This window comes from Pseudomonas sp. BRM28 (assembly GCF_002939405.1).
GTDB classification, from domain to species: Bacteria; Pseudomonadota; Gammaproteobacteria; order Pseudomonadales; family Pseudomonadaceae; genus Aquipseudomonas; species Aquipseudomonas palmensis.
Map to the genome: position 1 here is coordinate 1,257,555 of NZ_PEFV01000001.1, position 23,051 is coordinate 1,280,605.

Here is a 23,051-nt window from a genome sequence, read left to right on the forward strand (position 1 = left end):
CGGCTCCTACAGGCGCTGCGATTCCTGTAGGAGCCGGCCTTGCCGGCGAAGCCGCCTAGCCAAATATCAGACTGAAGCGCGTAGGCCCCTGCGCCGCGCTGGTCACCTCCACCTGCCCACCATGTACCTGCATGATCGACTGCACGATGGCCAGCCCCAGCCCCGTGCCGCCCTCTACCCGCGAGCGCCCGCAGCCCACCCGGTAGAACCGCTCGAACAGGTGCGGCCAGTGCACCGCCTCGATCCCCGGCCCCTCGTTGCGCACCCAGCATTGCACGCCCCGTGCGCTCTGCTCGATGCCGATTTCCACCAGGCGGCCCTCGGGGCTGTGGCGAATTGCATTGCTCAACAGGTTCGACAGCGCCCGCTGCAGCATCAGCCGGTCGCCCTGCACCGTGCCCCAGCCGCTGACCTTCAGGGTGATCGCCTTGCATTCGGCGCTCAGCGCGAACAGCTCCACCACCCGTTGCGCCTCGTCGGCCAGCGCCACCGGCTTCAACGCCAGTTGCTGACGCGGCGCGTCCACCTGGGCCAGGAACAGCATGTCGGTGATGATCCGGTTCAGGCGCGTCAGCTCCTCGATGCTGTCCTCCAGCGCCACCCGGTAATCCTCGGCCGAGCGCACCCGTGACAAGGTCACCTGGGCCCTGCCCATCAGGTTGCTGATCGGCGTGCGCAGTTCGTGCGCCAGGTCATCGGAAAACTGCGACAGACGCTGCACGCCGCCATCCAGCCGGTCGAGCATCACGTTGATGCCGCGTGCCAGGGCACTCAGTTCCTGGGGCAGCTTGTCCTCGGGCAGGCGGTGGCTCAGCTCCTGCGCCGACACCTGGGCGGCAATCCGTCGAAACCTGCGCAGCGGCAGCAGACCACGCTGCACCAGCTTCCAGGCGGCAATGCCGATCAGCAGCAACAGCAGTGGCAACGCCAGCAACGTCGACCGCAGGTAGGCCTGCAGCAGGCCGAGGTCGTCGGCCCGGTTCAGCGTCAGCAGTACCCGCACCGGGGTGCCGTCACGCAGGGTCATCAGGCGCGCGGCGGTCATCAGGCGGGCCTCGGCGCTGTCCTGCCATTCGCTGTAGCCCAGCGCTGTCCCGGCCGCGATACGCCGCAGCGGCTCGGCCTCCACTGCAGGCCCCAGGCTCAACAGGGCCGGGTGGCGTCCGGTCTGGGCGATGATGTTCAGGCTCAGATCGTCGTGGCCCATCACCAGGTCGAGCAGGGGGTGGGCGCGCGAGCCCAGGTCGCTGGCCTTCAGGTCCACCCCCAGGCTGTGCTCGATCTGCTCCATCTTGCGTGCCAGCACCTTGCGGGCGCGGTTGTCCAGTTCGTGGTCCAGCGCCAGTACCGCCAGACTCGCCAGCAGCAGCACCAGCGCCGCGCCCATCAGGCTGACGCTCAGGCCCAGGCGCAACGACAGTCGTGCCGGTTTCATTCGCGCGCTTCCAGCACATAGCCCACGCCGCGCAGGGTGTGGATCAGCTTGTCCTCGAAGGGGTCGTCGATCTTGGCCCGCAGGCGCCGGATCGACACCTCCACCACGTTGGTGTCGCAATCGAAGTTCATGTCCCACACCAGCGAGATGATCTGCGTGCGCGACAGCACCTCGCCGCTCTGGCGCATCAGCAGGTGCAGCAGGGCGAACTCCTTGGCCGTCAGGTCGATACGCTGGTTGCGCCGGTAGGCGCGGTGGCGGCTGGGGTCCAGCTCAAGGTCGGCGACCCTGAGCGTGGCCGGCGCCAGGTTCTGCTCGCTGCGCCGCAACAGGCTGCGAATGCGTGCCAGCAGTTCGGGAAATTCGAACGGCTTGAGCAGGTAATCGTCGGCGCCCAGGTCCAGGCCCTTGACCCGATCCGAGAGCCGGCCGTGGGCGGTCAGCATCATGATACGGGTCGAGGACTCCGCCCGCAGGCGTTGCAGCACGCTCCAGCCGTCGAGCTGCGGCAGGTTGACGTCGAGGATGACCAGGTCGTAGGCGTGCTGGCGGGCCAGGTGCAGGCCGTCAATGCCGGTGGCGGCGCAGTCGACGATGTAGCCGTTCTCGCTCAGGCCCTGCTGCAGGTACTCGGCGGTACGGACTTCGTCTTCGATGATCAATAGGCGCATGGGGTACTCGCGGCGTGCAAAACGGCAATTCTCAACCCTTGAGTCACTTCAGGGTCAAGGCGTGTCGCGCATGGTAAGCCAAGCCGGTCCTGAGCGGCGCTGGATAACAGATTTGTAATCCTGGGGTCATGTTGACGATAAAGCCCGCTCCCTAAAGTGCCCGCTTCGAAATGGGCGCGGGGGATTCACGCATGACGTGCAGGCACAGGCTTCATCCACAGCGCGTGGCGCGGCTGGCGGCGCTGGCCGGGGTGCTGCTGGGGCTTTCGACAGCGCTGCAGGCGAGCGTGCTGACGCTTGATGCCGCCTTGCGCACCGCGCAGGACAACAACCCCGAGCTTGCCGCGGCGCGCTGGGGCACCGAGATCGCCCTGGGCGAACGCAACCAGGCCGGCCTGCTGCCCAACCCGGAGTTGAGCTGGGAGCAGGAAGATACCCGCCGCGGCTCGCAGACCACCACCGTCAGCCTCAGCCAGCGCCTGGAACTGGGCGGCAAGCGCGGTGCGCGGGTGGAGGTGGCCCAGCGCGAGCAGGCCCTGGCGGCGCTGGAACTGGAACGCCAGGGCAATGCCTTGCGCGCCGAGGTGCTGGCTGCGTTTCATGCTGCCGTGCAGGCCCAGGAACGGCTGCAACTGGCCGAGCAGTCGCTGCGCCTGACCGAGCGTGGCCTGCAGGTGGTGCAGGGGCGGGTGCGGGCCGGCAGCGCTTCCCCCATCGAAACCACCCGCGCGCAGGTGCAGGTGTCCGAGATGCGCCTGGAACGAGGCCGTGCCCAGCAGGCCGTGGCCGTGGCCTATCAGCAACTGGCCAGCGTGACGGGGGCGCCGCAGGCGGGGTTCGAGCGGGTGGCAGGCATGCCGTCCGACGCCCTGACCCCAGCCGAGGGCGACACGCTGCTTGCCCGCCTCGAGCGCACGGCCGAGCTGCGCCTGGCCCGCCTGCAGATCGAGCAGCGCGAGGCTGACCTGGGGCTGGCTCGCAGCCAGCGCATCCCCGACCTCACCGTCAGCCTGGGTAGCCAGTACAGCGAGGCCGACCGCGAGCGCATCAATGTGGTCGGGGTGTCGATACCGCTGCCCTTGTTCGATCGCAACCAGGGCAATGTGCTGGCGGCGGCGCGGCGTGCCGATCAGGCCCGCGACCTGCGCAACGGCGCCGAACTGCGGGTGCGCAGCGAAGTGGTGCAGGCGCTGGCGCAGTGGCAGGTGGCTGCGGGCGAGGTACAGGCCTTCGACCGCTCGATACTGCCGGCGGCGCAGCAGGCGGTGGACGCCGCCACGCGGGGTTTCGAGCGCGGCAAGTTCAGCTTTCTCGAGGTGCTCGACGCCCAGCGCACGCTGGTGGCGGCGCGCACCCAATACCTGGCGGCGCAGGCCCAGGGCAGCGATGCGCGAGTCCGCCTGGAACGACTTTTCGGCGACCTGGCCACCGCCAGCCGCTGACCCCCGACGATTTGCCGAGGAATGTGCATGAACAGCAAAACCATCACGCTGGTGGCCGTCACCCTGACCCTGGGCGTTGGCCTGGGGGTTGTGCTGGGTCACCAGATGAATGCGCCGCAGGCCTCCCACGCGGCGCATGCCGAGGCGGGCCATGGCGATGAGGAAAAGGGCCATGGCGACGACGCCCATGGCGAGGAAGGCCATGGCGAAGAACAGCAGGAGGGCCACCTGACTCTGAGCGACGAGCAGATCCAGGTGGCCGGTATCGAGCTGGCCACCGTGGCCCCGCGCACCTTGAGCCGCAGCCTCGGCCTGCCGGGCGAGATCCGCTTCGACGAGGACCGTACCGCGCACCTGGTGCCGCGTGCGGCCGGGGTGGTGGAATCGGTGGCCGTGGTGCTCGGCCAGCAGGTCAAGGCCGGGCAACTGCTGGCGGTGATCGCCAGCCCGCAGATCTCCGAGCAGCGCAGCGAGCTGGCGGCCAGCCAGCGGCGACTGGAACTGGCGCGCGGCACCTTCGCCCGCGAGAAAGACCTGTGGCAGGAGGGCATCTCTGCCGAACAGGACTACCTGCAGGCGCGCCAGGCCCTGCAGGAAGCCGAGATCGCCGCCACCAATGCCCGGCAGAAGATCAGCGCGCTGAGTGGCAGCGTGGTGCTGGCCGGCGGCAACCGCTATGAGCTGCGTGCACCGTTTGACGGGCAGGTGGTGGAAAAGCACCTGGTGCCGGGCGAAGTGGTCAGCGAGAGCAGTGCGGCCTTCACCTTGTCCGACCTGTCGCGGGTGTGGGCAACCTTTGGCGTGGCCCCGCGTGACCTGGCCAGGCTGCGCGTCGGCATGCCGGTGACGGTGCTGGCCAGTGAACTGGGCGAGCAGGCCAGCGGCACGGTCAGCCATGTGGGCAGCCTGCTCGGCGAGCAGACCCGCACCGCCACCGTGCGGGTCACCCTGGACAACCCTCGCGGCGCCTGGCGCCCCGGCCTGTTCGTGGCGGTGCGGGTGCCTACCGAACGCCTGGACGAGGCGCTGGCGGTACCGGAGGCCGCGCTGCAGACCCTCGAAGAGCAGCCCACCGTGTTCGTGCGCAGTGCAGAGGGCTTCACCGCCCAGGTGGTGACCCCGGGTGTGGTGGCCGACGGCTTCGTGCAGATCAAGGCGGGCCTGCAGGCCGGCCAGCAGGTGGCGGCACAGGGCAGCTTCATCCTCAAGTCGGAGCTGGGCAAAGCCAGCGCCGAGCATTCCCACTGAGCCCCCACGAGTACTCCTCATGTTCGAACGGATCATTCAATTTGCCATCGAGCAGCGCCTGATCGTGATGCTCGCGGTGCTGCTGATGGCCGGGCTGGGGCTGGCCAGCTACCAGAAGCTGCCGATCGATGCGGTGCCCGACATCACCAACGTGCAGGTGCAGATCAACACCTCGGCGGCGGGCTTTTCACCGCTGGAAACCGAGCAGCGGATCACTTTCGCCATCGAGACCGCCATGGCCGGCCTGCCGGGCCTGGAGCAGACCCGTTCGCTGTCGCGCTCGGGGCTGTCGCAGGTGACGGTGATCTTCGACGAGGGCACCGACCTGTTCTTCGCCCGGCAACTGGTCAACGAGCGCCTGCAACAGGCGCGCGGGCAGTTGCCCGACGGCGTCGAGGCGGCCATGGGGCCGATCTCCACCGGCCTGGGCGAGATCTTCCTGTGGACCGTGGAAGCCGCGCCGGATGCGCGCAAGGCCGACGGCAGCGAGTACACGCCCACCGACCTGCGCGAGATCCAGGACTGGATCATCAAGCCGCAGTTGCGCAACGTGCGCGGTGTGGCCGAGATCAACAGCATCGGCGGCTACGCCAAGGAGTACCAGATTGCCCCCGACCTCAGGCGCCTGGCCGCCTACAAGCTGACCCTGGGCGACCTGCTGACGGCCCTGGAGCGCAACAACGCCAACGTCGGTGCCGGCTACATCGAGCGCCGTGGCGAGCAACTGCTGATTCGTGCGCCGGGGCAACTGGCAGGCATCGACGACATTGCCAACATCGTGCTGGCCACTGTCGACGGCACCTCGATTCGCGTGCGCGATGTCGCCCAGGTGGGCATCGGCCGCGAACTGCGCAGCGGCGCGGCTACCGAAAATGGCCGTGAGGTGGTGCTGGGCACCGTGTTCATGCTGGTCGGCGAGAACAGCCGCACCGTGTCGCGGGCAGTGGCCGACAAGCTGGCGCAGATCAACCGCACGCTGCCGGCGGGTGTCAGCGCGGTCACGGTGTACGACCGCACCGACCTGGTCGACAAGGCCATCGCCACGGTGAAGAAGAACCTGGTGGAAGGTGCAATCCTGGTGATCGCGGTGCTGTTCCTGTTTCTGGGCAACATCCGCGCCGCGCTGATCACCGCCATGGTGATTCCGCTGTCGATGCTGTTCACCTTCACCGGCATGTTCGGCAACAAGGTCAGTGCCAACCTGATGAGCCTGGGTGCGCTGGACTTCGGCATCATCGTCGATGGCGCGGTGGTGATCGTGGAGAACGCGATCCGCCGTCTGGCCCACGCCCAGCAGCACCATGGCCGCCTGTTGACCCGCTCCGAGCGCCTGCACGAAGTGTTCAATGCCGCCCGCGAGGCGCGCCGCCCGCTGATCTTCGGCCAGTTGATCATCATGGTGGTGTACCTGCCGATCTTTGCCCTGAGCGGGGTGGAGGGCAAGATGTTCCACCCCATGGCCTTCACCGTGGTGATCGCCCTGCTGGGAGCGATGCTGCTCTCGGTAACCTTCGTGCCGGCGGCCATCGCGCTGTTCGTCACCGGCAAGGTCAAGGAAGAGGAAAACCTGCTGATGCGCAGCGCCAAGGCCGGCTATGCGCCGCTATTGCGCTGGGTGATGGGGCACCGTGGGCTGGCGTTTACCCTGGCCGGAGCGTCGGTGCTGCTGTGCGCGGTGCTGGCCGGGCGCATGGGCAGCGAGTTCGTGCCCAGCCTCAGCGAAGGCGATTTCGCCCTGCAGGCGCTGCGGGTGCCGGGCACCAGCCTGAGCCAGTCGGTGCAATTGCAGCAGCGCCTGGAGGAGAGTGTGGTCAGCCAGGTGCCAGAGGTGCAGCGCGTATTTGCGCGCACCGGCACCGCCGAGATCGCCGCCGACCCGATGCCGCCGAACATCTCCGACAGTTACGTGATGCTCAAACCGCAGGCGCAGTGGCCCGACCCCGGCAAGTCGCGCGAGCAACTGATCGCCGATATCCAGCGCGCGGCGGCGCGGGTGCCGGGTAGCAACTACGAGCTGTCGCAGCCGATTCAACTGCGCTTCAACGAGCTGATTTCCGGGGTGCGCAGCGATGTGGCGGTCAAGGTCTTCGGCGACGACATGACGGTGCTCAACCGCACGGCAGCACAGATTGCCGCAACCTTGCAGGCGGTGCCGGGGGCATCGGAGGTCAAGGTCGAGCAGACCTCGGGCCTGCCGGTGCTGACCATCGAGGTCGACCGCGACAAGGCTGCACGCTACGGGCTCAACGTCGGCGATGTGCAGGACACCATCGCCGTGGCCGTGGGCGGCCGCCAGGCCGGCACGCTGTACGAGGGCGACCGGCGTTTCGACATGGTGGTGCGCCTCTCGGACGACGTGCGTACCGACATCGAAGGCTTGTCGCAGCTGCTGATTCCGGTACCGGCCAGTGCGGGCAGCGACGGCGGTATCGGCTTCATCAGCCTGGCCGAGGTGGCCAGCCTGGCGCTGGTGCAGGGGCCCAACCAGGTGAGCCGCGAAGACGGCAAGCGCCTGGTGGTGGTCAGCGCCAACGTGCGTGGCCGCGACATCGGTTCGTTCGTGGCCGAGGCCGGCGAGCGCATCGATACGCAGGTGGAGGTGCCGCCTGGCTACTGGACGCGTTGGGGCGGTCAGTTCGAGCAGCTGCAATCGGCGGCCAAGCGCCTGCAGGTGGTGGTGCCGGTGGCATTGCTGCTGGTGTTCGGGCTGCTGTTCATGATGTTCAACAGCGTCAGGGACGGCCTGCTGGTGTTCACCGGCATCCCGTTCGCGCTGACCGGCGGGGTGGTGGCGCTGTGGCTGCGCGACATTCCATTGTCGATTTCGGCGGGGGTGGGCTTCATCGCCCTGTCGGGGGTGGCGGTGCTCAACGGGCTGGTGATGATCGCCTTCATCCGCAGCCTGCGCGAGCAGGGCCGGCCGCTGCGCGTGGCCATCGACGAAGGTGCGCTGACGCGTCTGCGGCCGGTGTTGATGACCGCGTTGGTGGCGTCGCTGGGGTTCATTCCGATGGCCCTGGCCACTGGCACCGGTGCCGAGGTGCAGCGCCCACTGGCCACCGTGGTGATCGGCGGCATCCTCTCGTCCACCGCATTGACCCTGCTGGTGCTGCCGGCGCTGTACCACTGGGCGCACCGCAAGGAGGAGGAGCACAATCTTGCAGCACTGTAATGTGCGGCTCACCTTGGCGTTAGCTTGGGCTGCTTATGATCGGTTCGAATCCAATCATGAGGGAAGGTCGATGAACCTGAGCAAGTACGCACTGATCGCCGCGTTGCTGCTGGGCAGCAGCGCGGCAATGGCCGAAGGCGGCGCCGAGCGCACCAAGGCGTTCTGGGCCGAGTTTCGCAAGAGCCAGGAGCGGGTGCATGGGGAGGGCAGGAAGGAGGTAGCGCAGAAGAAGGAGCAGGTGCAGCAGCAGGTGGTGAAGGACTGACGCACACCGTGTTCGCAAGGGCCTCTGCGCCGGCAAGGCCGGCTCCTGCAGGCGAAGAGGCCCCCTTCTGATTACTTGCGCGCCAACAGCACCGCCCGCCTGGGTGCCGGCAGGCCTTCGACGGTTCGGGTCGGGTCGGTAGGGTCGAGGAAGTCGCTCAGCGACTGGTAGCGCATCCAGTCGGTGCTGCGTTGTTCCTCGACGCTGGTCACGCTCACATCCACGCAGCGCACATCGCTGAAGCCGGCGCGACGCAACCAGCGCTCCAGTGCCGGCACCGAGGGCAGGAACCATACATTGCGCATCTGCGCATAGCGGTCTTCAGGCACCAGCACCTGATGCTCGTCACCCTCGACCACCAGGGTTTCCAACACCAGTTCGCCCCCCTTGACCAGGCAGTCCTTGAGCGCCAGCAAATGCTCGATCGGCGAGCGGCGGTGGTAGAACACCCCCATCGAGAACACCGTGTCGAAACCTTCCAGGTTGGCCGGCAGGTCTTCCAGGGCGAACGGCAAGTGCCAGGCGGGAAGGTCCGGCAGGTAACGCTGCACGGCCTGGAACTGGCAGAAGAACAACCAGTTGGGGTCTACGCCGATCACGCTGTCGGCGCCGGCGCCGAGCATGCGCCATTGGTAGTAGCCGTTGCCACAGCCCACATCCAGCACGCGTTTGCCGCGCAGGTCCAGGTGCGGCGCGACCCGTGACCACTTCCAGTCCGAACGCCATTCGGTGTCCACGTGCACGCCGAACAGGTCGAACGGGCCCTTGCGCCAGGGCGACAGGCCCATCAGCGCGGTGCGCACCTGTGCGCGGGTGGCGTCGTCGCAGTCGCTGTCCAGGCGCAGGCCGTGCAGCAGGTCGACCTGGCTGGGCTCCAGGGCCGGCAGCGCATCCAGTGCGCTTTGCCAGCGCTCCAGGTCGCCATGGCCCTTTTCCAGCTTGGCATCGAGTTGCGCCTGCAGGCCTTGGGCCCAGTGCGCCAATGGGGTGCCCGCCATGCGGCGGACCAGGGGAGTCAGATCGATCATGGCAGGGCAATCAGCGAGGCGAAGTTCAGGCACTGGAACCACGGCACCACCTGCGAGAAACCGGCTGCCAGCAGGCGCTGACGGTGTTCCTCGAGGCTGTCGGGTTTCATCACGTTTTCGATGGCACTGCGCTTCTGGGCAATTTCCAGTTCGCTGTAGCCGTTGGCGCGTTTGAAGGCCACGTGCAGATCGGTGAGCAGGGCCTGTTGCTGCGGGTCGGCAAAGCGCAGCTTCTCCGACAGGATCAGTGCGCCGCCAGGCACCAGGCACTGGCGAATGCGGCCAAGCAGGGCCAGGCGTGCCTGCGGCTCGATGAACTGCAGGGTGAAGTTCAGCGCCACCACCGACGCCGGCTGCAGATCCAGCGCGGTGATGTCGGCCTCGATCACCTGCACCGGCAGCAACTCCTGGTGCATCGCGTCCTGGTGGCTGAGGTATTCGCGGCAGCGCTCGACCATGGCCGGGGAGTTGTCTACCGCCAGCACCTTGCAGCCCTCGCTGCGTACATGTCGGCGCATCGCCTGGGTCACCGCACCGAGCGAGCTGCCCAGGTCGTACAGCAGGGTATCGGGCTGGGCGAACTGGGCAGCCAGCACGCCGATGTTCTCGACGATCGTCGGGTAGCCGGGCACCGAGCGCTTGATCATGTCGGGGAAAACCCGCACGACATCTTCGTTGAAGGTGAAATCGGGGACCTGCGCCAGCGGGGTGGCGAACAGGCGATCGGGCTCTTTGCTCACGGGCAATCCAGGCGTTCGGCGGTAAAGGGCCGGCATTTTAGCCAATGTTGCAACAGGATGCATGGCCGACTGACCGGCGCGGCTGGCCGCTGCATTCCAATGCCGGCTTCGAGGAAAGCCTGCCGGCTATTTGTCTTGCCGGCGGGTCCTTAGAGTGAAGTGGCTTGACCCTATTGGCTCACTCACAAGGAATGTGAAATGAAACTCGAACCTGGCGCGCGCTCGTACGATACCGGTGAACTGGAAAAGGAAGCGGCCCTGCTGCCCAGAAACCTGATCGAAGGCATGAACCAGCGTGATGGCGAAAACGAGGGAGGGCTGACGCTTTCCCGCGAACATATCGTCACGCTCAATCAGTATGTGAAGTATGTCACCGGCCTGCCGACCGAAACCGCGTCGCTGGTGCCCTGGCTTGGCTACACCGACATCAAGGAGCCGGTACTGTCGGTCAGTGCCATGCGCACGACCTTTCTCAACCTGCACAAGCATGCCCGCGCCTGGGGCACGCTGTCCGACGAGTGCAAGAAGCTGTCCGCCGAGCTGGGGGTGTGTGCCCGTGGCATCAACACCACCGGCGAGGGGGTGATGCAGGAATGCGAGAAGACCAAGGCCCTTGGCGGGCGGCGTGATACGTGGGAGTCCGTGCAGTTCGCAGCGCCGGTTGCGTTGAGCTTCGGCGACCGGGAGATCGTCTCGTCGCTGGTGGACTACATGGAGGTGCTCAAGGATGAAGTCGAGCATTTTCACGCGCGCGTAAGCAGCGTGCGCAGCCACACCGAAACCTTTCGCGACACCGCGCGTTTCGAGCTGATGAACGAGGTCGCCCTCAAGACCGACGCCATCGAGCGTCACCAGGCCAGCGGTGCCACCCAGGCCCTGCGCGATGAGTTGGCGGCGCTGGACAAGGAAATCGACAACCTCAACAAGCAGTACGACGAATACGTCAAGGCGGCCCTGTCCGGGCTGGCGGCCGGCCCGCTGGGGGCGGTCATCTCAGGCTCGATCTACGGCTCCAAGGCCGAAAAGGTGCGCAAGACCCGCAACCGGGTGCAGAAGGAACGCAAGGCTGTGGGGGCACGCCTGACGGCGGCGGTCAACCTGGAGGGACGCCTGCAGGTACTCACGACCCATATGGATGAACTGGCCACCCGCCTGCAGGAGGTGGTGACCGCTTCCTCGCACCTGCAGACGGCCTGGCAGACCATCGGCACCTACATCGAAGCGTCCATCGAAAAGCTCGAAAAGATGAACGACAGCCGGCAGCTGGGCATTTTCATCATCCATTTCAGAAACTTTCTCTCGCAGTGGGCGTTTATCGAAGCCTGCTCCATCACCATGAGCCGGGTCTTCGACGACACGCTGTGGGCCCAATAAGGAGCTACCCATGAGCAACATTCTTCAATTTCCGCTGGGCTGGGATGATCCGCAGTTCGACAGGGTCCTGCGTGCCGGTGCCGCCTACCTGAAGGCCGCCCAGGACAGCCGCTATGCCTTCCTGCCACTGTTGCACGAGCGTGTGGAGCGCAATGCACGCTGTCTTGACGACAACCTCCAGCAACTGATGCGCCATGCCGATCGCATCATCGTCGCGATCAAGAGCAATGACCTGGGCGGCCTCGAAAAGGACATCGACCCGAACGATGATCCCGAGGACATTGCGCAGTATCTGGAGGTGGCACAGGACGCCATCGGCGAGATTGCCGTCAAGCTCAACGATCAGTTGGGGCAGTTGCGCACGGCCACGGCTCAGATCACGGCCATCCCGGTCTATGACTCCAGTGCCGACAAGGCTCGCTATCAGGGCGAGCTCGACAGGCTGGCGGCCAATCGCAAGGCCTGCGAAGACGAACTGGCCGTGCGGCGCGAGGCCCTGGCCAGTCTTGACGAGGCGATCAAGGTACTTGAGGCGGCCAAGGTGGAATCCACCTTCGGCGGCCTGTTGCCGACCACCGAGCAGCTCAAGGCGGCGGCGGATGTCATCGCCACGGGCGGACTGTCGGTCGAGGCAGTGCAAGGCGCGCTGAAGAAAATTGGCGAAATCATCGGTGCGGCAATGGAAGGCATGCGCTATGCAACGATGCTCGAGCAGCGCCGAGGGATGCAGAAGCAGCACGATGAACTGCAACTGCAACTGACCGCGATGGCACGGGACAAGACGCGCCTCCAGGCCCAGTGCCAGCACCTTGAGGCTTATGCCGAGCTGGTCACGTCACGCGAGCAATGGCTGGCCGGCATCAGGCGCATCGCCGTGCAACTGAAACCGGTGTGGGATCGGCTCATCGCCTGCAGCATCGACGATGTGCAGGCGTTGAGAGCGGTCAGCGAGCTGGTCGAGGCGTTGAAAGCCTACAAGAAAAAGATCAAGGCCGAGTATGTTGCCGGCCTTTGAGTGAAGGGCGCAAGGCGCTGCAGGCTGTGCTGGCCAGCAGCGCCTTGCGGCTTCTGGATTGCTCTGGTGATGACCCACAATGAACAATATTATTCAAAGACTGAGGCATCCACTGCCTCAGGATGAGCTGGATACCCAGATAGCCCTGATTCCGCTGCAATTGGTGCAGGATCTGGAGGAGGAGGGGCGGATCGACCTGACGTTCACCCGCGAACACGTTGCCGTGCTGGATGCCTACATGGACCATGTGATGGCGATACCGACCCGACGGGAGGCCTTTCTGCAGTGGTTGGGATACTACCGTCACCCGGACCCCGAGCTCGACTTCTACCCGATGCAGGTGTTGTTCCATCGCATCAATCTCCACGCCGACTCATGGGGGCGGTTGAAGCAGAAAAGCACTCAGTTGCCCATCGCGCTGATCAACTGTGCAAGCTCCATCAGCCTGTCAGGCGAGCGTGCGCTGCTGGCCTGTGAACGTACCAAGGCGTTGGGCGGGCGCAGGGAGGCTTGGCAAGGCGTGCAGTTCGAGGTGCCCGTGCAACTGGATGCACCAGACCGAACCCTTGTGCTGGAGATGGCACGGTGGGTGGCCAACCTCAAGAACTCGGCGGGCGTCTTCCAGTTCCAGGTCGGCGAAGTACGCAAGGAGACCGACAGGTTTCGTGATGACGCCCGGTTCGAATTGAGGCCGGCACTGGGGCGCAAGATCGAGCGCCTGGTGGCATCCGGCACCAAGGAAGGGAACCTGGGGCTACTGGCGCAGCGCATGCGAAATCTGGTGGTACGCCTGGAAGACGTCACCACTGCTGCGTCGCACCTGCAGACCGCCTGGCAGTTCATCGAGACCTATCTGGACGCCTCGATCGGCAAGTTGCACAGCATGCAGGACAGTCAGCAACTGGCCAGATTCGTCATTCACTTCAAGAATTTCCTGGCGCAGTGGTCATTCATCGAAGAGTGCGCCAGGCGTCTTCAGAAACGCCTCGAGTAAATGCTCCGCGGCGCAGCCTCAGCGTACCTGGATGTCGCAGTCGAAGCTCATCGCCGGCTTGACCTCCGGTGCCCAGGGTTGCTGATACACCAGCAGCAGGTGGCCGCTGCCGCTGGCGCTGGCCTTGAAGCGCCACAGCGATCGGCCGGCACTGCCCACCAGGCCGGTGTCTTCGGGGTTGCTGTGGACCTCGGGGCCCAGCGCCGCAAGTACGCCGTTGGCCGGATTCTGCAGCAGCCAGCGATAACCGGTACTGGGGTTGCTGGGCAACGCCAGGGTGATGGCCTGGCCGACATCGAGCGTGACCGGGCACTGGCTCTGTTTTTCCACCAGCAGCGGCTGTGGAGGTGTGGGCTGGCTGGCACAGCTGGCCAGGAGTATCAGGCTCGAACTCAGTAACACACGGGATGCGGTCATCATGACTCCTGGCTCGGGGAGGGTCCGGGCAGCCGATAATAGGGAAAGTGTGCTGCGTTGGGAAGATTCTCACGCTTCGCTGCCGGGTGCCCGCGCGGGCTGCCTGCAGCCCGCGCTGTTTCTGTTACCGCTGTTTCAGAACAGCACCTTGGCCACGTCGCTGAAGCGCCTGGCAAAATGCACCTGCAGGCCGGCCTTCAGGTAGCCGGGCAGTTCTTCGAAGTCGCCGCGGTTGGCTTCCGGCAGAATCAGCTCGTGGATCTTCTGCCGGCGCGCCGCAATCACCTTCTCGCGTACCCCGCCAATCGGCAATACCTGCCCGGTCAGGGTCAGCTCGCCGGTCATGGCCACGCCTTTCTTCGGTGCCTGGTCGCGTGCCAGGGACAGCAGGGCGCTGGCCATGGTCACCCCGGCACTCGGGCCGTCCTTGGGCGTGGCCCCTTCGGGCACGTGCAGGTGAATGAACGACTCATTGAAGTAGCCCACCTCACCACCGTACTGCTTGAGGTTGGCGCTGACGTAGCTGTAGGCGATCTCGGCGGATTCCTTCATCACCTCGCCCAGCTGGCCGGTGAGCTTGAAGCCGCGGTTGAGGGTGTGAATGCGGGTCGCCTCGATCGGCAGCGTGGCGCCGCCCATGCTGGTCCAGGCCAGGCCGGTGATCACGCCCTTGCCCGACAGCACCTGCTCGCTGCGAAACACCGGCATGCCGAGTGAAGCTTCGAGGTCCTTGGGGCCGATCTTTATCACTGCATCGGGTGTGTCGATCAACTGCACCACGGCCTTGCGCACCAGCTTGCCCAGTTGCTTCTCCAGCTGGCGCACCCCGGCTTCACGGGCATAGCCTTCGATAACCGTGCGCAATGCGCTGTCGCTGATACCCAGGCTGGCCTTGGCCACGCCGGCCTTGGCCAGTTGCTTGGGCCACAGGTGACGCTTGGCGATGGCGACCTTTTCCTCGGTGATGTAACCGGACAGGCGGATCACCTCCATGCGGTCGAGCAGCGGCCCGGGGATGGCATCGAGGGTGTTGGCGGTGCACACGAACAGCACCTTGGACAGGTCCAGGCGCAGGTCCAGGTAATGGTCGAGGAAGTCGACGTTCTGTTCCGGGTCCAGGGTTTCGAGCAGGGCCGAGGCCGGGTCGCCCTGGTAGCTCTGGCCCATCTTGTCGATCTCGTCGAGCATGATCACCGGGTTCATCACCTCGACGTCCTTGAGCGCCTGCACCAGCTTGCCTGGCTGGGCACCGATGTAGGTGCGCCGGTGGCCCTTGATCTCGGCTTCGTCGCGCATGCCGCCGACGCTGAAGCGGTAGAACGGCCGCCCCAGTGACTCGGCGATGGACTTGCCGATGCTGGTCTTGCCCACGCCCGGCGGGCCTACCAGCAGCACGATCGAACCGCTGATCTCGCCCTTGTAGGCGCCCACGGCAAGGAACTCGATGATGCGGTCCTTGATGTCATCCAGGCCGGCGTGGTGCTGGTCGAGCACCTTGCGTGCATGCCTGAGGTCGAGCTTGTCCTTGCCGTACACGCCCCAGGGCAGGGCGGTGGCCCATTCCAGGTAGTTGCGGGTGACGGCGTACTCGGGCGAGCCGGTCTCCAGGATCGACAGCTTGCCCATTTCTTCGTCGATGCGCTTTTGCGCCGCAGCGGGCAGGGTCTTGCCTGCCAGGCGCTGCTGGAACTGCTCCAGGTCGGCGCTGCGATCGTCCTTGGTCAGGCCCAGCTCCTGCTGGATGACCTTGAGCTGTTCCTTGAGGAAGAACTCGCGCTGGTGCTCGCCGATCTGGCGGTTCACCTCGGCAGAGATCTCGTTCTGCAGGCGTGCCACCTCGACTTCCTTGCGCAGCATCGGCAGCACCTTTTCCATGCGCTTGAGCATGGGCACGCAGTCGAGTACTTCCTGCAGCTGGTTGCCGGTGGCGGAGGTCAGGGCGGCGGCAAAGTCGGTGAGCGGCGAAGGGTCGTTGGGGCTGAAGCGGTTGAGGTAGTTCTTCAGCTCCTCGCTGTACAGCGGATTGAGCGGCAGCAGCTCCTTGATCGCGTTGATCAGGGCCATGCCGTAGGCCTTGACCTCGTCGGTCGGCTGGCTGGGCTGGTGCGGGTATTCGACTTCCACCAGGTAGGGCGGGCGGTGGTGCTTGAGCCAGGTGCGGATCCGCACGCGGGTCAGGCCCTGGGCGACGAACTGCAGCTTGCCGTTCTCGCGGCTGGCGTGGTGCACCTTGACCAGGGTGCCGTACAGCGGCAGGGCCGAGGTATCGAAGTGGCGATGGTCTTCGGGCGGGGTGTCCATGAAGAACAGCGCCAGGTTGTGATGCGGGGTCTTGGCCACCAGGTCCAGGGTCTCGGCCCAGGGTTCTTCGTTGACGATCACCGGCAGTACCTGCGCGGGGAAGAACGGGCGGTTGTGGATCGGGATCACGTAGACCTTGTCCGGCAGTTGCTGGCCGGGGATGGCGAGGGTGCGACCGGTGTGGTCGGAGGCGTCGAGATGCTCGACTTCAGCGTCTTGGTCGGGATGTTCGGGGAGATCCTGCTGGTCGCTCATGGGGCACCTGCGTGAATGACTATGGTGCTTAGATGGGGCGGGAGGGGGGAGGTTTCAATGGGCGGACAGGTATGTGCAGTGCCAGGCGGCCCCTTCAGCGACAAGGCCGGCGCCTGCCGGGCCATGCTGTCACATGGTCCTGCAGGCGCCGGCCTTGCCGGCGAAGGGCTGCAAGGCAGCCCAGGTTCAGCGGTCGATCACTGCGCCAGTTTGTAGGCGATCACGTAATCGCCCATCTTGGTGCCCAGCGAACCGTGCCCGCCAGCCATCACCAGCACGTACTGCTGGCCATCCTTGCCGGTGTAGGTCATCGGCGTGGCCTGGCCGCCAGCCGGCAGGCGCGATTTCCACAGCTCCTTGCCGGTGTTCACGTCATACGCACGCAGGTACTGGTCCAGGGTGCCGCTCAAAAAGCCCAGGCCGCCGGCCGTCACCATCGAGCCGCCCATGCTCGGTACACCCACCGGCAGGCCGATCGGAATCGGCGAGCTGTCGCGGCTGGTGCCGTTCTTGTGCTTCCACACCACCTTGTTGGTGGTCAGGTCGATACCGGCCACATAGCCCCAGGCCGGGGCCTGGCACGGTACGCCCAGGGGCGACATGAACGGGTGCATGATCACCGCGTAAGGTGCGCCGGTGTTGGGCTGCACGCCGCTCGTCTCGCTTTCGCGCTTGCTGCCCTCGGCCACTTCGGCACGCGGCACCATCTTCGACACGAAGGCCATGTAGTTGGGGCTGGTGAACAGCAGCTGACGCACGGGGTCGACCGACACGCCGCCCCAGTTGAACACGCCCACGTTGCCCGGGTAGATCAGGCTGCCCTGCTCCGACGGCGGGGTGTACTGGCCCTCGTAGCGCAGTTCGCGGAACTGGATACGGCACAGCATCTGATCGAACGGGCTGGCGCCCCACATGGCCGCCTCGGTCAGGTCCGGGCCCAGCAGGTTCAGGTCCGAGCGGGCCTGGGTTGGTGCGGTGTGGTCGCCCTTGACCGCGCCCTGGGGCGCCGGGATCTCGCGGATCGGCACGATGGCGCTGCCGTCACGACGGTCGAGCACGTACAGGCTGCCCTGCTTGGTCGGGGCGATCAGCGCAGGTTTGACGCCGTCGGCGGTCTTCAGGTCGAGCAGGGTCGGCTGGCTGCCGACGTCCATGTCCCACAGGTCGTGATGGGTGAACTGGTAGTTCCAGCGTACCTTGCCGGTGGCCAGGTCCAGGGCGACGATGCCGGCACTGAACTTCTCGGCACCTGGGGTGCGGTCGGCGCCCCACTGGTCAGGGGTCTGGTTGCCCAGTGGCAGGTACACCATGCCCAGCTTCTCGTCGACGCTGGCCAGCGACCACATGTTGGCCGAGTTGCGGCTGTAGGTCTTGCCCGGTGCCAGCGGCGCGGTCTCGTCCGGGTTGTCGCTGTCCCAGTTCCAGACCAGACGACCGTCATGCACGTCGTAGGCACGGATCACGCCCGAGGGCTCGTTGGTGGACTCGTTGTCGGTGACGTGGCCACCGATGATCACCAGCTCGCGAGTGATCGCGGCAGGCGAGGTGGAGTAGTAGCCACCGGCGGTGAACGGGCCGATGCCCTGGGTCAGGTCGACCACGCCCTGGTTGCCGAAGCCTTCGCAGACCTTGCCGGTGTCGGCGTTGATCGCGATCAGGCGCGCATCGGCGGTGGGCAGGTACAGGCGACGCGGGCAGCTGCGCACCACGGCCTGGCCGGCTTCGGAGATTTTCGGCGCAGGGGCGCCGTCCATGTTCACGTAGTTGTTTTCGTCGTAGTACGACACGCCACGGCAGGTCATGTGGGCAAAGCCCTTGAAGCCCACCGGGCTCTTGATCTGCGGATCGAAGCGCCAGATCTCGGCACCGGTATCCGGGTCCAGGGCCAGCACCTTGCTGTGCGCGGTGCAGGCATACAGCTTGCCATTGACCTTGAGCGGGGTGTTCTCGTTGGTCAGCTCGACCGGGTCATCGCTGGTCGGCAGGTCGCCGGTACGAATGCGCCAGGCCTCTTCGAGCTTGTGCACGTTGTTCGGGGTGATCTGGCGCAGCGGCGAGTAGCGGTCACCGAATTCGGTGCGCCCGTAGGCCTGCCAGTCGCCATCGGGCATGGCCGGCGCGGTGCTGCTCAGCTCGGTGCTGTCGCGGCCCAGCTCGCCCTTGATTTCACCCGGGAAGGTGAACTGGCTCGCCACTGCGGTGGCGCCCGACAGCACCACCGCCAGGCTCAGCAGCCCGGTGTTGAGCTTGCCGGGCTGGCCCAGCAGCGGGCGGCGTGCCCACGGCAGCAGCAACACCACGCCCAGGGCGAACCACAGCGACAGGCGCGGTACCAGTTGCCACCAGTCCAGGCCGACCTCCCACAATGCCCACAGGGTGCTACCCAGCAGCACCAGGCCGTACAGGCCCAGCGCGGTGCGGCGCAGTGCCAGCAGCAGCACGCCCGACAGGGCAAAGCCGATACCGGCGATCAGGTAATACAGCGAGCCGCCGAGCTGGCTCAGCTTGATACCGCCGGCCAGCAGCGCCAGCCCCATCAGCAACAGCAGCACGCCGAGCAGTCTCGGCAGCCAGCGGGTTCTACTCAAGGCACCATCAGTGCTCATCGTGTGTTCTCCATCAAGGTGAAAAGGTTCGAGCCGCAGGGCCCGTTCAGAAGCTGCTCTGGATCTTGAGGCCGCCGATCAGCGCGTCGTCCACGTGCCCGACCCCGCCCGGGTGGCGGATGTACTGCAGGTTCGGGCGCACGGTCAGCCACTGGGCCAGGTGGATGCCGTAATACAGCTCGGCGCTGTACTCGGTGTCCTGGACGGGCAGGAAGGCGGGGTTGTCGTAGTCGAAGAGGGCATTGGCGCGGTTGCGGGCCTCGGCGTTCCTGCGATAGGCCGGGTTGACGTGCACGCGAGCGAGGGCGAAGCCGATGTCGTCCTTGGCGCGGGCATCGAACAGCCCTTTGTAAACCACACCTGCCTGAACATAGTTGTCGATGGCATTGGTCTTCTTGTCGTGCAGCGTGGCATTGGCAAAAACGCTCAGGCCACGTGAGTGATCGCTGGCCAACGACGTCACCTGCTGCTGTGCCCCCAGCCAGAACCCGTGCTTGCTCGAGCTGCTACGATAGTCCTGGCCACTGAGGGCTGCCGGTTGGCCGTTGCCTTCCTTGTAAACATCTTGTGCCTTGGCACTACTGTAGTAGTAACCGGCGCGATATTCCCCTTTGAGGCCGTCGATGGCCGGCGTCCACACCAGTTCCACCGGCAGTACCGCGCCCTGGGTGCCGCTGCCGCTGAGCTTGAAGCCGTTCTGGCGCTCGAGGTTGGAGGGGTTCTGTTCGTAGGCACCGACCTGGGCGTAGAGTTCCGGCGTTAGGTGGTACTTGACGCGCAGGGCCCACTGGCTCACCGGCCAGTTGTACCAGATGCTGCCGGCCCAGTTGCCCACCTGCGAGCCGCAGAAGGCCAGGTTCTGGAAGTCGCAGGGGAAGCTGTTGAAGTCCTCGCCCTGGCCGAAGCGCCCGACCTTCACGTCGAGGTCGCCGTCCAGGTACGTCTGCTTGAACCACATCTGGGTCAGCCGCCAGGTCTGGCCACGGCCCCAGACTTCCTGGGCCGAGGTGAAGCCGCCCACCCGCGGATCGTTGATGCGATCGTTGCTGATGTTGTTGCCGTGGCGCTCGGTCACGGTCAACTGGAATTCGGCGCCCTGCCAGCCGAGGATCTTCTGCAGGTCCAGGTGGCTGCCCAGGCTGAACTGGTCGCTGTAGCGGGCGGTGTTGCTGTGGTCGTGGCCACCGTGCAGGTTGCTGCCCATCTCCCCGGTGTAGCCCAGAGTGAAGTCGTAGCCGCGCTCGGCCAGCGCCGAGCGTGTGCCGCCCCAGTCGCCGAGCATCCAGGGCGAGTCGCCGTCGAAGAGGGGGGCGGCCTGCAGGCTGCAGGCCAGCGTGCTGGCGGCCAGGCCTGCCAGCAAGGTCGCGGCGGCGGGGGGCAGATGATGGAACTGATGCATGAGATAGCGCTGTCTTTTGATTGTTGGAAGAACGGCAAATTGCCCGAGATGCAGGCATCGTCGAGGGCAAGGCAGTATCAGGAATAGGTGAAGCGGTTCAGCTTGAGGCGGGGAGGATATAGGCGAACGTGCCGGAAAAAAAGCCGGATCAGCAAGAGTGACCGTTGCCGGATGGGTAACAATCCGGCAACGGTGTGGGTTCAGAAGGTGGTTCGCAGGCCTACCTGGACGCTGCGACCCGGCGCTGGGGCGATGTCGCGCAGGATCGAACTGGCATAGCGTACGGTCTGATCGGTGAGGTTTTCGCCGCGCACGAAGGCCAGCCATTCACTCTGGCCGATCTCGAAGCGATAGCCCACGCTGGCCCCCAGGGTGGTGTAGCCGTCGGTGCTGGTTTCATTGGCCGGCTTGCGATGCTGGCTGCTGGCATGCTGCACGTCGACCCGTGCCTGCCAGCGTTCAAGGTTCCAGGTCAGGCCGCTGTTCAGGCGCAGCGGGGCAATGCGTGGCAGGTCTTCGCCGGTATCCAGGTTCTTGGCGCGGGTGTAGTCGCCAGACAGTTCCAGGGCGAAGCTGCCGTAGGCGTTTTCCAGCAGTTGCCAGCGGTCCTGGGCTTCGATGCCGTAGAAGCGGGCGCGCACGCCGTGATAGAGGTATTCGGGCACGTCGCCATGCTCGTGATCATGGTCGTGATCGTGATCGTCATCCCCGTGATCGTGATCATGCCCTTCGCGCAGGTTGCCGCTGGCCAGCAGGCCGATGTAGTTGCGGAAATGGCTGTAGAACACGCCCACGCTGCCCTTGTGCGTGCCGTTGTCGAAGCGCAGGGCCAGGTCGCTGGAGATCGCCTTCTCCTTCGAAAGCCCCGGGTCGCCCACCTCGTAGGTGCCGGTGGCGACGTGAGCGCCATTGGCATACAGCTCGTAGAAGGTCGGTGCACGTTCGGTGTACCCCAGGCTGGCGGCCAGCGACCACACCGGGGTCAACTGGTACACCGCACCCGAGGACAGGCTGGCGGCGGTGAAGCTGCTGGCGCTGTCGGCCTGGGCGAAACGTTCGCTGCCCTGGCTGTCGGGGTCGACCCGGGTGTGCTCCAGGCGTGCGCCCAGGCTCAGGTCGAGGCGGTCGGTGGCCTTCCACTGTTCGAGCACGAACAGCGCCAGGCTGTCGGTATCGGTCTGCGGCACGAAGGCTTCTTCGCCCAGCGCCGAGAACTCGTTGCGGGTGACCTGGGCGCCGATCACGCCTTCCACCGGCCCCAGCGGCTGGTGCCGAGCCTCGACGCGGGCCTCGTAGCCCTTGTTCTTGAAGGTGGTATGCACCTCGCCGCCTTCCAGCTCCTGATGCTTGTAGTCGGTGTAGCCGGCGTCGAACTTGAGCGAGCTGAACGGGCCGTCGAGGTCGCGCAGTTCGGAGGCAAAGGCGTAGTGGTCCTGTTCCATGGCCAGACGCACGCCGGGCTCGGCCACCGAACCGTAGTTGGCATCGTAGCGGCTGTAGGACAGGCCCGCGTAACCGTGTTCCCAGTTGTACGAACCGCCGACGGCACCACCGTCCTGGCGCCCGTCGCTGTTTTCCAGGCGATGCTTGCCGCCGGGTTCGTCGGCATCGCGCACCTTCGAACTGCGGGCGTAGCCGGGGATGCGCAAATCGTTGAACTGGCGGCTGTTGGCGTCCAGGTGCAGGGCGAAGCGGCCATCGCCGGCTTCCAGCTTGCCCGCACTGCTGCGGGTGGTGTCGGCGCCCCCGTAGCGCAGCTCGCCGGCACCATGAATGCCTTGCACCGGCGCGTCGGGGATGCGGTTGTCGAAGGTGTTGACCACCCCGCCGATGGCATTGCCACCGTAGAGCAGGGCGGCCGGGCCGCGCACGATCTCGACGCGCTCGACGTTCACCGGGTCCAGTGGCACGGCGTGGTCGTACGACAGCGAAGAGGCATCCAGTGCACCCACGCCGTTGCGCAGGATACGGATCCGGTCGCCGTCCAGGCCGCGGATCACCGGGCGGCTGGCGCCCGGGCCGAACCAGGTGGAGGCGACGCCGGGCTGGGTGTTCAGGGTTTCGCCCAGGCTGCCCTTTTGCTGCAGGGTCAATGTGTCGCCTTCGAGCACGCTGCTGGGGGCTGCCAGCGGGGTGCCCAACGGGTTGGCGGTGATGACCTGGGGTTGCAGTTCAACCGCGTGGCTGGGCAGCGAGGCCAGCCACAGTGCGGCGGCAAGGGGGGAGAGGTGGAGCGGCAGGTGACGCATGGTGGGGTCCTTGGCAGTTATCGTTTTGGTTACAATATAACATTACCGTAAAACAATAAATGCCAAGGTGCTGTCCAGAGCCTTCGCGGTCACTAGAATCACCTCAGGTGCCCTTGATCGAGAAAGGCCGCACCAGGTGCTGACGCGCCGCCGCACCTGGGCTAAGGTGCGCACCTTCGTTTGGCTGGAGCACAGGCATGACTGCCGCTGACAACAACCCGCTGCATGGCGTGACACTGGAACAGATCCTCACCGCGCTGGTGGCGCACTACCAATGGGAAGGGCTGGCGCAGCGCATCGATATCCGCTGCTTCAAGAGTGACCCGAGCATCAAGTCGAGCCTGACCTTCCTGCGCAAGACGCCCTGGGCGCGGGAGAAGGTCGAGCGCCTGTACCTGAAGCTGCAACGCGGTCGCTGAGCCGATGCCGGTGGCTGACCG

17 protein-coding genes are annotated in these 23,051 nt (G+C 65.8%); 8 read left to right on the top strand and 9 right to left on the bottom strand.

The features are described 5' to 3' along the window. Nucleotides 1-55 precede the first annotated feature (55 nt). Together CR917_RS05945 and CR917_RS05950 are read right to left on the bottom strand one after the other, a co-directional pair. Nucleotides 56-1,435, bottom strand: a complete 1,380-nt coding sequence (locus CR917_RS05945) for a heavy metal sensor histidine kinase (RefSeq protein WP_104572013.1) — start codon at nucleotides 1,433-1,435, stop codon at nucleotides 56-58. Next, complete coding sequence (locus CR917_RS05950) at nucleotides 1,432-2,106, bottom strand: heavy metal response regulator transcription factor (RefSeq protein ID WP_043862020.1); 675 nt, start codon at nucleotides 2,104-2,106, stop codon at nucleotides 1,432-1,434. The genes CR917_RS05945 and CR917_RS05950 overlap by 4 nt, the downstream gene beginning before the upstream one ends. A 191-nt stretch (nucleotides 2,107-2,297) precedes the next feature. Here CR917_RS05950 and CR917_RS05955 point away from each other — a divergent pair, with 191 nt between their 5' ends. The 4 genes from CR917_RS05955 to CR917_RS05970 all read left to right on the top strand — a co-directional run bounded on the left by CR917_RS05955 (nucleotide 2,298) and on the right by CR917_RS05970 (nucleotide 8,233). Next, nucleotides 2,298-3,548 (top strand): TolC family protein, encoded by a 1,251-nt coding sequence (locus CR917_RS05955; protein ID WP_054914770.1) that lies wholly within the window; start codon nucleotides 2,298-2,300, stop codon nucleotides 3,546-3,548. 27 nt (nucleotides 3,549-3,575) lie between these two features. Next, complete coding sequence (locus CR917_RS05960) at nucleotides 3,576-4,796, top strand: efflux RND transporter periplasmic adaptor subunit (protein WP_058540949.1); 1,221 nt, start codon at nucleotides 3,576-3,578, stop codon at nucleotides 4,794-4,796. A 19-nt stretch (nucleotides 4,797-4,815) separates the two neighbouring features. Beyond that, nucleotides 4,816-7,968 carry a CusA/CzcA family heavy metal efflux RND transporter gene (locus CR917_RS05965; protein WP_058540950.1) on the top strand — a complete coding sequence of 1,051 codons (3,153 nt, stop codon included), beginning with the start codon at nucleotides 4,816-4,818 and terminating at the stop codon, nucleotides 7,966-7,968. A gap of 70 nt (nucleotides 7,969-8,038) precedes the next feature. Continuing rightward, the gene (locus CR917_RS05970) at nucleotides 8,039-8,233 is read left to right on the top strand and encodes a co-regulatory protein PtrA N-terminal domain-containing protein (protein WP_058540951.1); all 195 of its coding nucleotides are present in this window, start codon (nucleotides 8,039-8,041) and stop codon (nucleotides 8,231-8,233) included. Between the two features lie 71 nt (nucleotides 8,234-8,304). Here CR917_RS05970 and cmoB read toward each other — a convergent pair whose 3' ends face one another. After that, on the bottom strand, nucleotides 8,305-9,261 hold the full coding sequence (cmoB, locus tag CR917_RS05975; protein WP_104572014.1) for a tRNA 5-methoxyuridine(34)/uridine 5-oxyacetic acid(34) synthase CmoB: 957 nt from the start codon (nucleotides 9,259-9,261) through the stop codon (nucleotides 8,305-8,307). Next, nucleotides 9,258-10,037: a carboxy-S-adenosyl-L-methionine synthase CmoA gene (cmoA, locus tag CR917_RS05980; protein WP_173925038.1), complete on the bottom strand. Its 780-nt coding sequence runs from the start codon at nucleotides 10,035-10,037 to the stop codon at nucleotides 9,258-9,260. The genes cmoB and cmoA overlap by 4 nt, the downstream gene beginning before the upstream one ends. 162 nt (nucleotides 10,038-10,199) lie before the next feature. Here cmoA and CR917_RS05985 point away from each other — a divergent pair, with 162 nt between their 5' ends. From CR917_RS05985 to CR917_RS05995, 3 genes are all read left to right on the top strand, one after another. Beyond that, entirely contained in the window at nucleotides 10,200-11,375 is a 1,176-nt protein-coding gene (locus tag CR917_RS05985; RefSeq protein WP_054914767.1) for an alpha-xenorhabdolysin family binary toxin subunit A, read from the top strand. Between the two features lie 10 nt (nucleotides 11,376-11,385). Further along, nucleotides 11,386-12,390 (top strand): alpha-xenorhabdolysin family binary toxin subunit B, encoded by a 1,005-nt coding sequence (locus CR917_RS05990; RefSeq protein ID WP_104572015.1) that lies wholly within the window; start codon nucleotides 11,386-11,388, stop codon nucleotides 12,388-12,390. Nucleotides 12,391-12,469: 79 nt separating this feature from the next. Beyond that, entirely contained in the window at nucleotides 12,470-13,384 is a 915-nt protein-coding gene (locus tag CR917_RS05995; RefSeq protein WP_146094982.1) for a hypothetical protein, read from the top strand. 18 nt (nucleotides 13,385-13,402) lie between these two features. On the opposite strand, the gene CR917_RS06000 is transcribed toward CR917_RS05995, so the two are convergent. The 5 genes from CR917_RS06000 to CR917_RS06020 all read right to left on the bottom strand — a co-directional run bounded on the left by CR917_RS06000 (nucleotide 13,403) and on the right by CR917_RS06020 (nucleotide 22,611). After that, nucleotides 13,403-13,801, bottom strand: coding sequence for a protease inhibitor I42 family protein (locus CR917_RS06000; protein ID WP_104572017.1), 399 nt, complete (start codon nucleotides 13,799-13,801; stop codon nucleotides 13,403-13,405). Nucleotides 13,802-13,936: 135 nt separating this feature from the next. Then, a complete protein-coding gene (gene lon / locus CR917_RS06005) occupies nucleotides 13,937-16,357 on the bottom strand; it encodes an endopeptidase La (RefSeq protein ID WP_043862009.1) in 2,421 nt (806 codons plus the stop codon). Nucleotides 16,358-16,554: 197 nt separating this feature from the next. Further along, a complete protein-coding gene (locus tag CR917_RS06010; protein ID WP_043862008.1) occupies nucleotides 16,555-18,963 on the bottom strand; it encodes a glucose/quinate/shikimate family membrane-bound PQQ-dependent dehydrogenase in 2,409 nt (802 codons plus the stop codon). A gap of 46 nt (nucleotides 18,964-19,009) precedes the next feature. Beyond that, a complete protein-coding gene (locus tag CR917_RS06015) occupies nucleotides 19,010-20,362 on the bottom strand; it encodes a carbohydrate porin (protein ID WP_104572018.1) in 1,353 nt (450 codons plus the stop codon). Nucleotides 20,363-20,562: 200 nt separating this feature from the next. Then, on the bottom strand, nucleotides 20,563-22,611 hold the full coding sequence (locus CR917_RS06020) for a TonB-dependent receptor (protein ID WP_058540956.1): 2,049 nt from the start codon (nucleotides 22,609-22,611) through the stop codon (nucleotides 20,563-20,565). 197 nt (nucleotides 22,612-22,808) lie between these two features. Here CR917_RS06020 and CR917_RS06025 point away from each other — a divergent pair, with 197 nt between their 5' ends. Next, complete coding sequence (locus CR917_RS06025) at nucleotides 22,809-23,030, top strand: VF530 family DNA-binding protein (RefSeq protein WP_043862005.1); 222 nt, start codon at nucleotides 22,809-22,811, stop codon at nucleotides 23,028-23,030. The last annotated feature ends 21 nt before the right edge of the window (nucleotides 23,031-23,051 follow it).

What these genes read in the sequence shown, in the direction of transcription:
- CR917_RS05970 (WP_058540951.1), top strand. Translation starts at nt 8,039, where the DNA reads ATGAACCTGAGCAAGTACGCACTGATCGCCGCGTTGCTGCTGGGCAGC.
- CR917_RS05960 (WP_058540949.1), top strand. Translation starts at nt 3,576, where the DNA reads ATGAACAGCAAAACCATCACGCTGGTGGCCGTCACCCTGACCCTGGGC.
- CR917_RS06010 (WP_043862008.1), bottom strand. Translation starts at nt 18,963, where the DNA reads ATGAGCACTGATGGTGCCTTGAGTAGAACCCGCTGGCTGCCGAGACTG.
- cmoA (WP_173925038.1), bottom strand. Translation starts at nt 10,037, where the DNA reads ATGCCGGCCCTTTACCGCCGAACGCCTGGATTGCCCGTGAGCAAAGAG.
- CR917_RS05985 (WP_054914767.1), top strand. Translation starts at nt 10,200, where the DNA reads ATGAAACTCGAACCTGGCGCGCGCTCGTACGATACCGGTGAACTGGAA.
- CR917_RS05945 (WP_104572013.1), bottom strand. Translation starts at nt 1,435, where the DNA reads ATGAAACCGGCACGACTGTCGTTGCGCCTGGGCCTGAGCGTCAGCCTG.
- CR917_RS06025 (WP_043862005.1), top strand. Translation starts at nt 22,809, where the DNA reads ATGACTGCCGCTGACAACAACCCGCTGCATGGCGTGACACTGGAACAG.
- CR917_RS06020 (WP_058540956.1), bottom strand. Translation starts at nt 22,611, where the DNA reads ATGCGTCACCTGCCGCTCCACCTCTCCCCCCTTGCCGCCGCACTGTGG.
- CR917_RS06015 (WP_104572018.1), bottom strand. Translation starts at nt 20,362, where the DNA reads ATGCATCAGTTCCATCATCTGCCCCCCGCCGCCGCGACCTTGCTGGCA.
- CR917_RS05965 (WP_058540950.1), top strand. Translation starts at nt 4,816, where the DNA reads ATGTTCGAACGGATCATTCAATTTGCCATCGAGCAGCGCCTGATCGTG.
- CR917_RS05950 (WP_043862020.1), bottom strand. Translation starts at nt 2,106, where the DNA reads ATGCGCCTATTGATCATCGAAGACGAAGTCCGTACCGCCGAGTACCTG.
- lon (WP_043862009.1), bottom strand. Translation starts at nt 16,357, where the DNA reads ATGAGCGACCAGCAGGATCTCCCCGAACATCCCGACCAAGACGCTGAA.
- CR917_RS05990 (WP_104572015.1), top strand. Translation starts at nt 11,386, where the DNA reads ATGAGCAACATTCTTCAATTTCCGCTGGGCTGGGATGATCCGCAGTTC.
- CR917_RS05955 (WP_054914770.1), top strand. Translation starts at nt 2,298, where the DNA reads ATGACGTGCAGGCACAGGCTTCATCCACAGCGCGTGGCGCGGCTGGCG.
- cmoB (WP_104572014.1), bottom strand. Translation starts at nt 9,261, where the DNA reads ATGATCGATCTGACTCCCCTGGTCCGCCGCATGGCGGGCACCCCATTG.
- CR917_RS05995 (WP_146094982.1), top strand. Translation starts at nt 12,470, where the DNA reads ATGAACAATATTATTCAAAGACTGAGGCATCCACTGCCTCAGGATGAG.
- CR917_RS06000 (WP_104572017.1), bottom strand. Translation starts at nt 13,801, where the DNA reads ATGACCGCATCCCGTGTGTTACTGAGTTCGAGCCTGATACTCCTGGCC.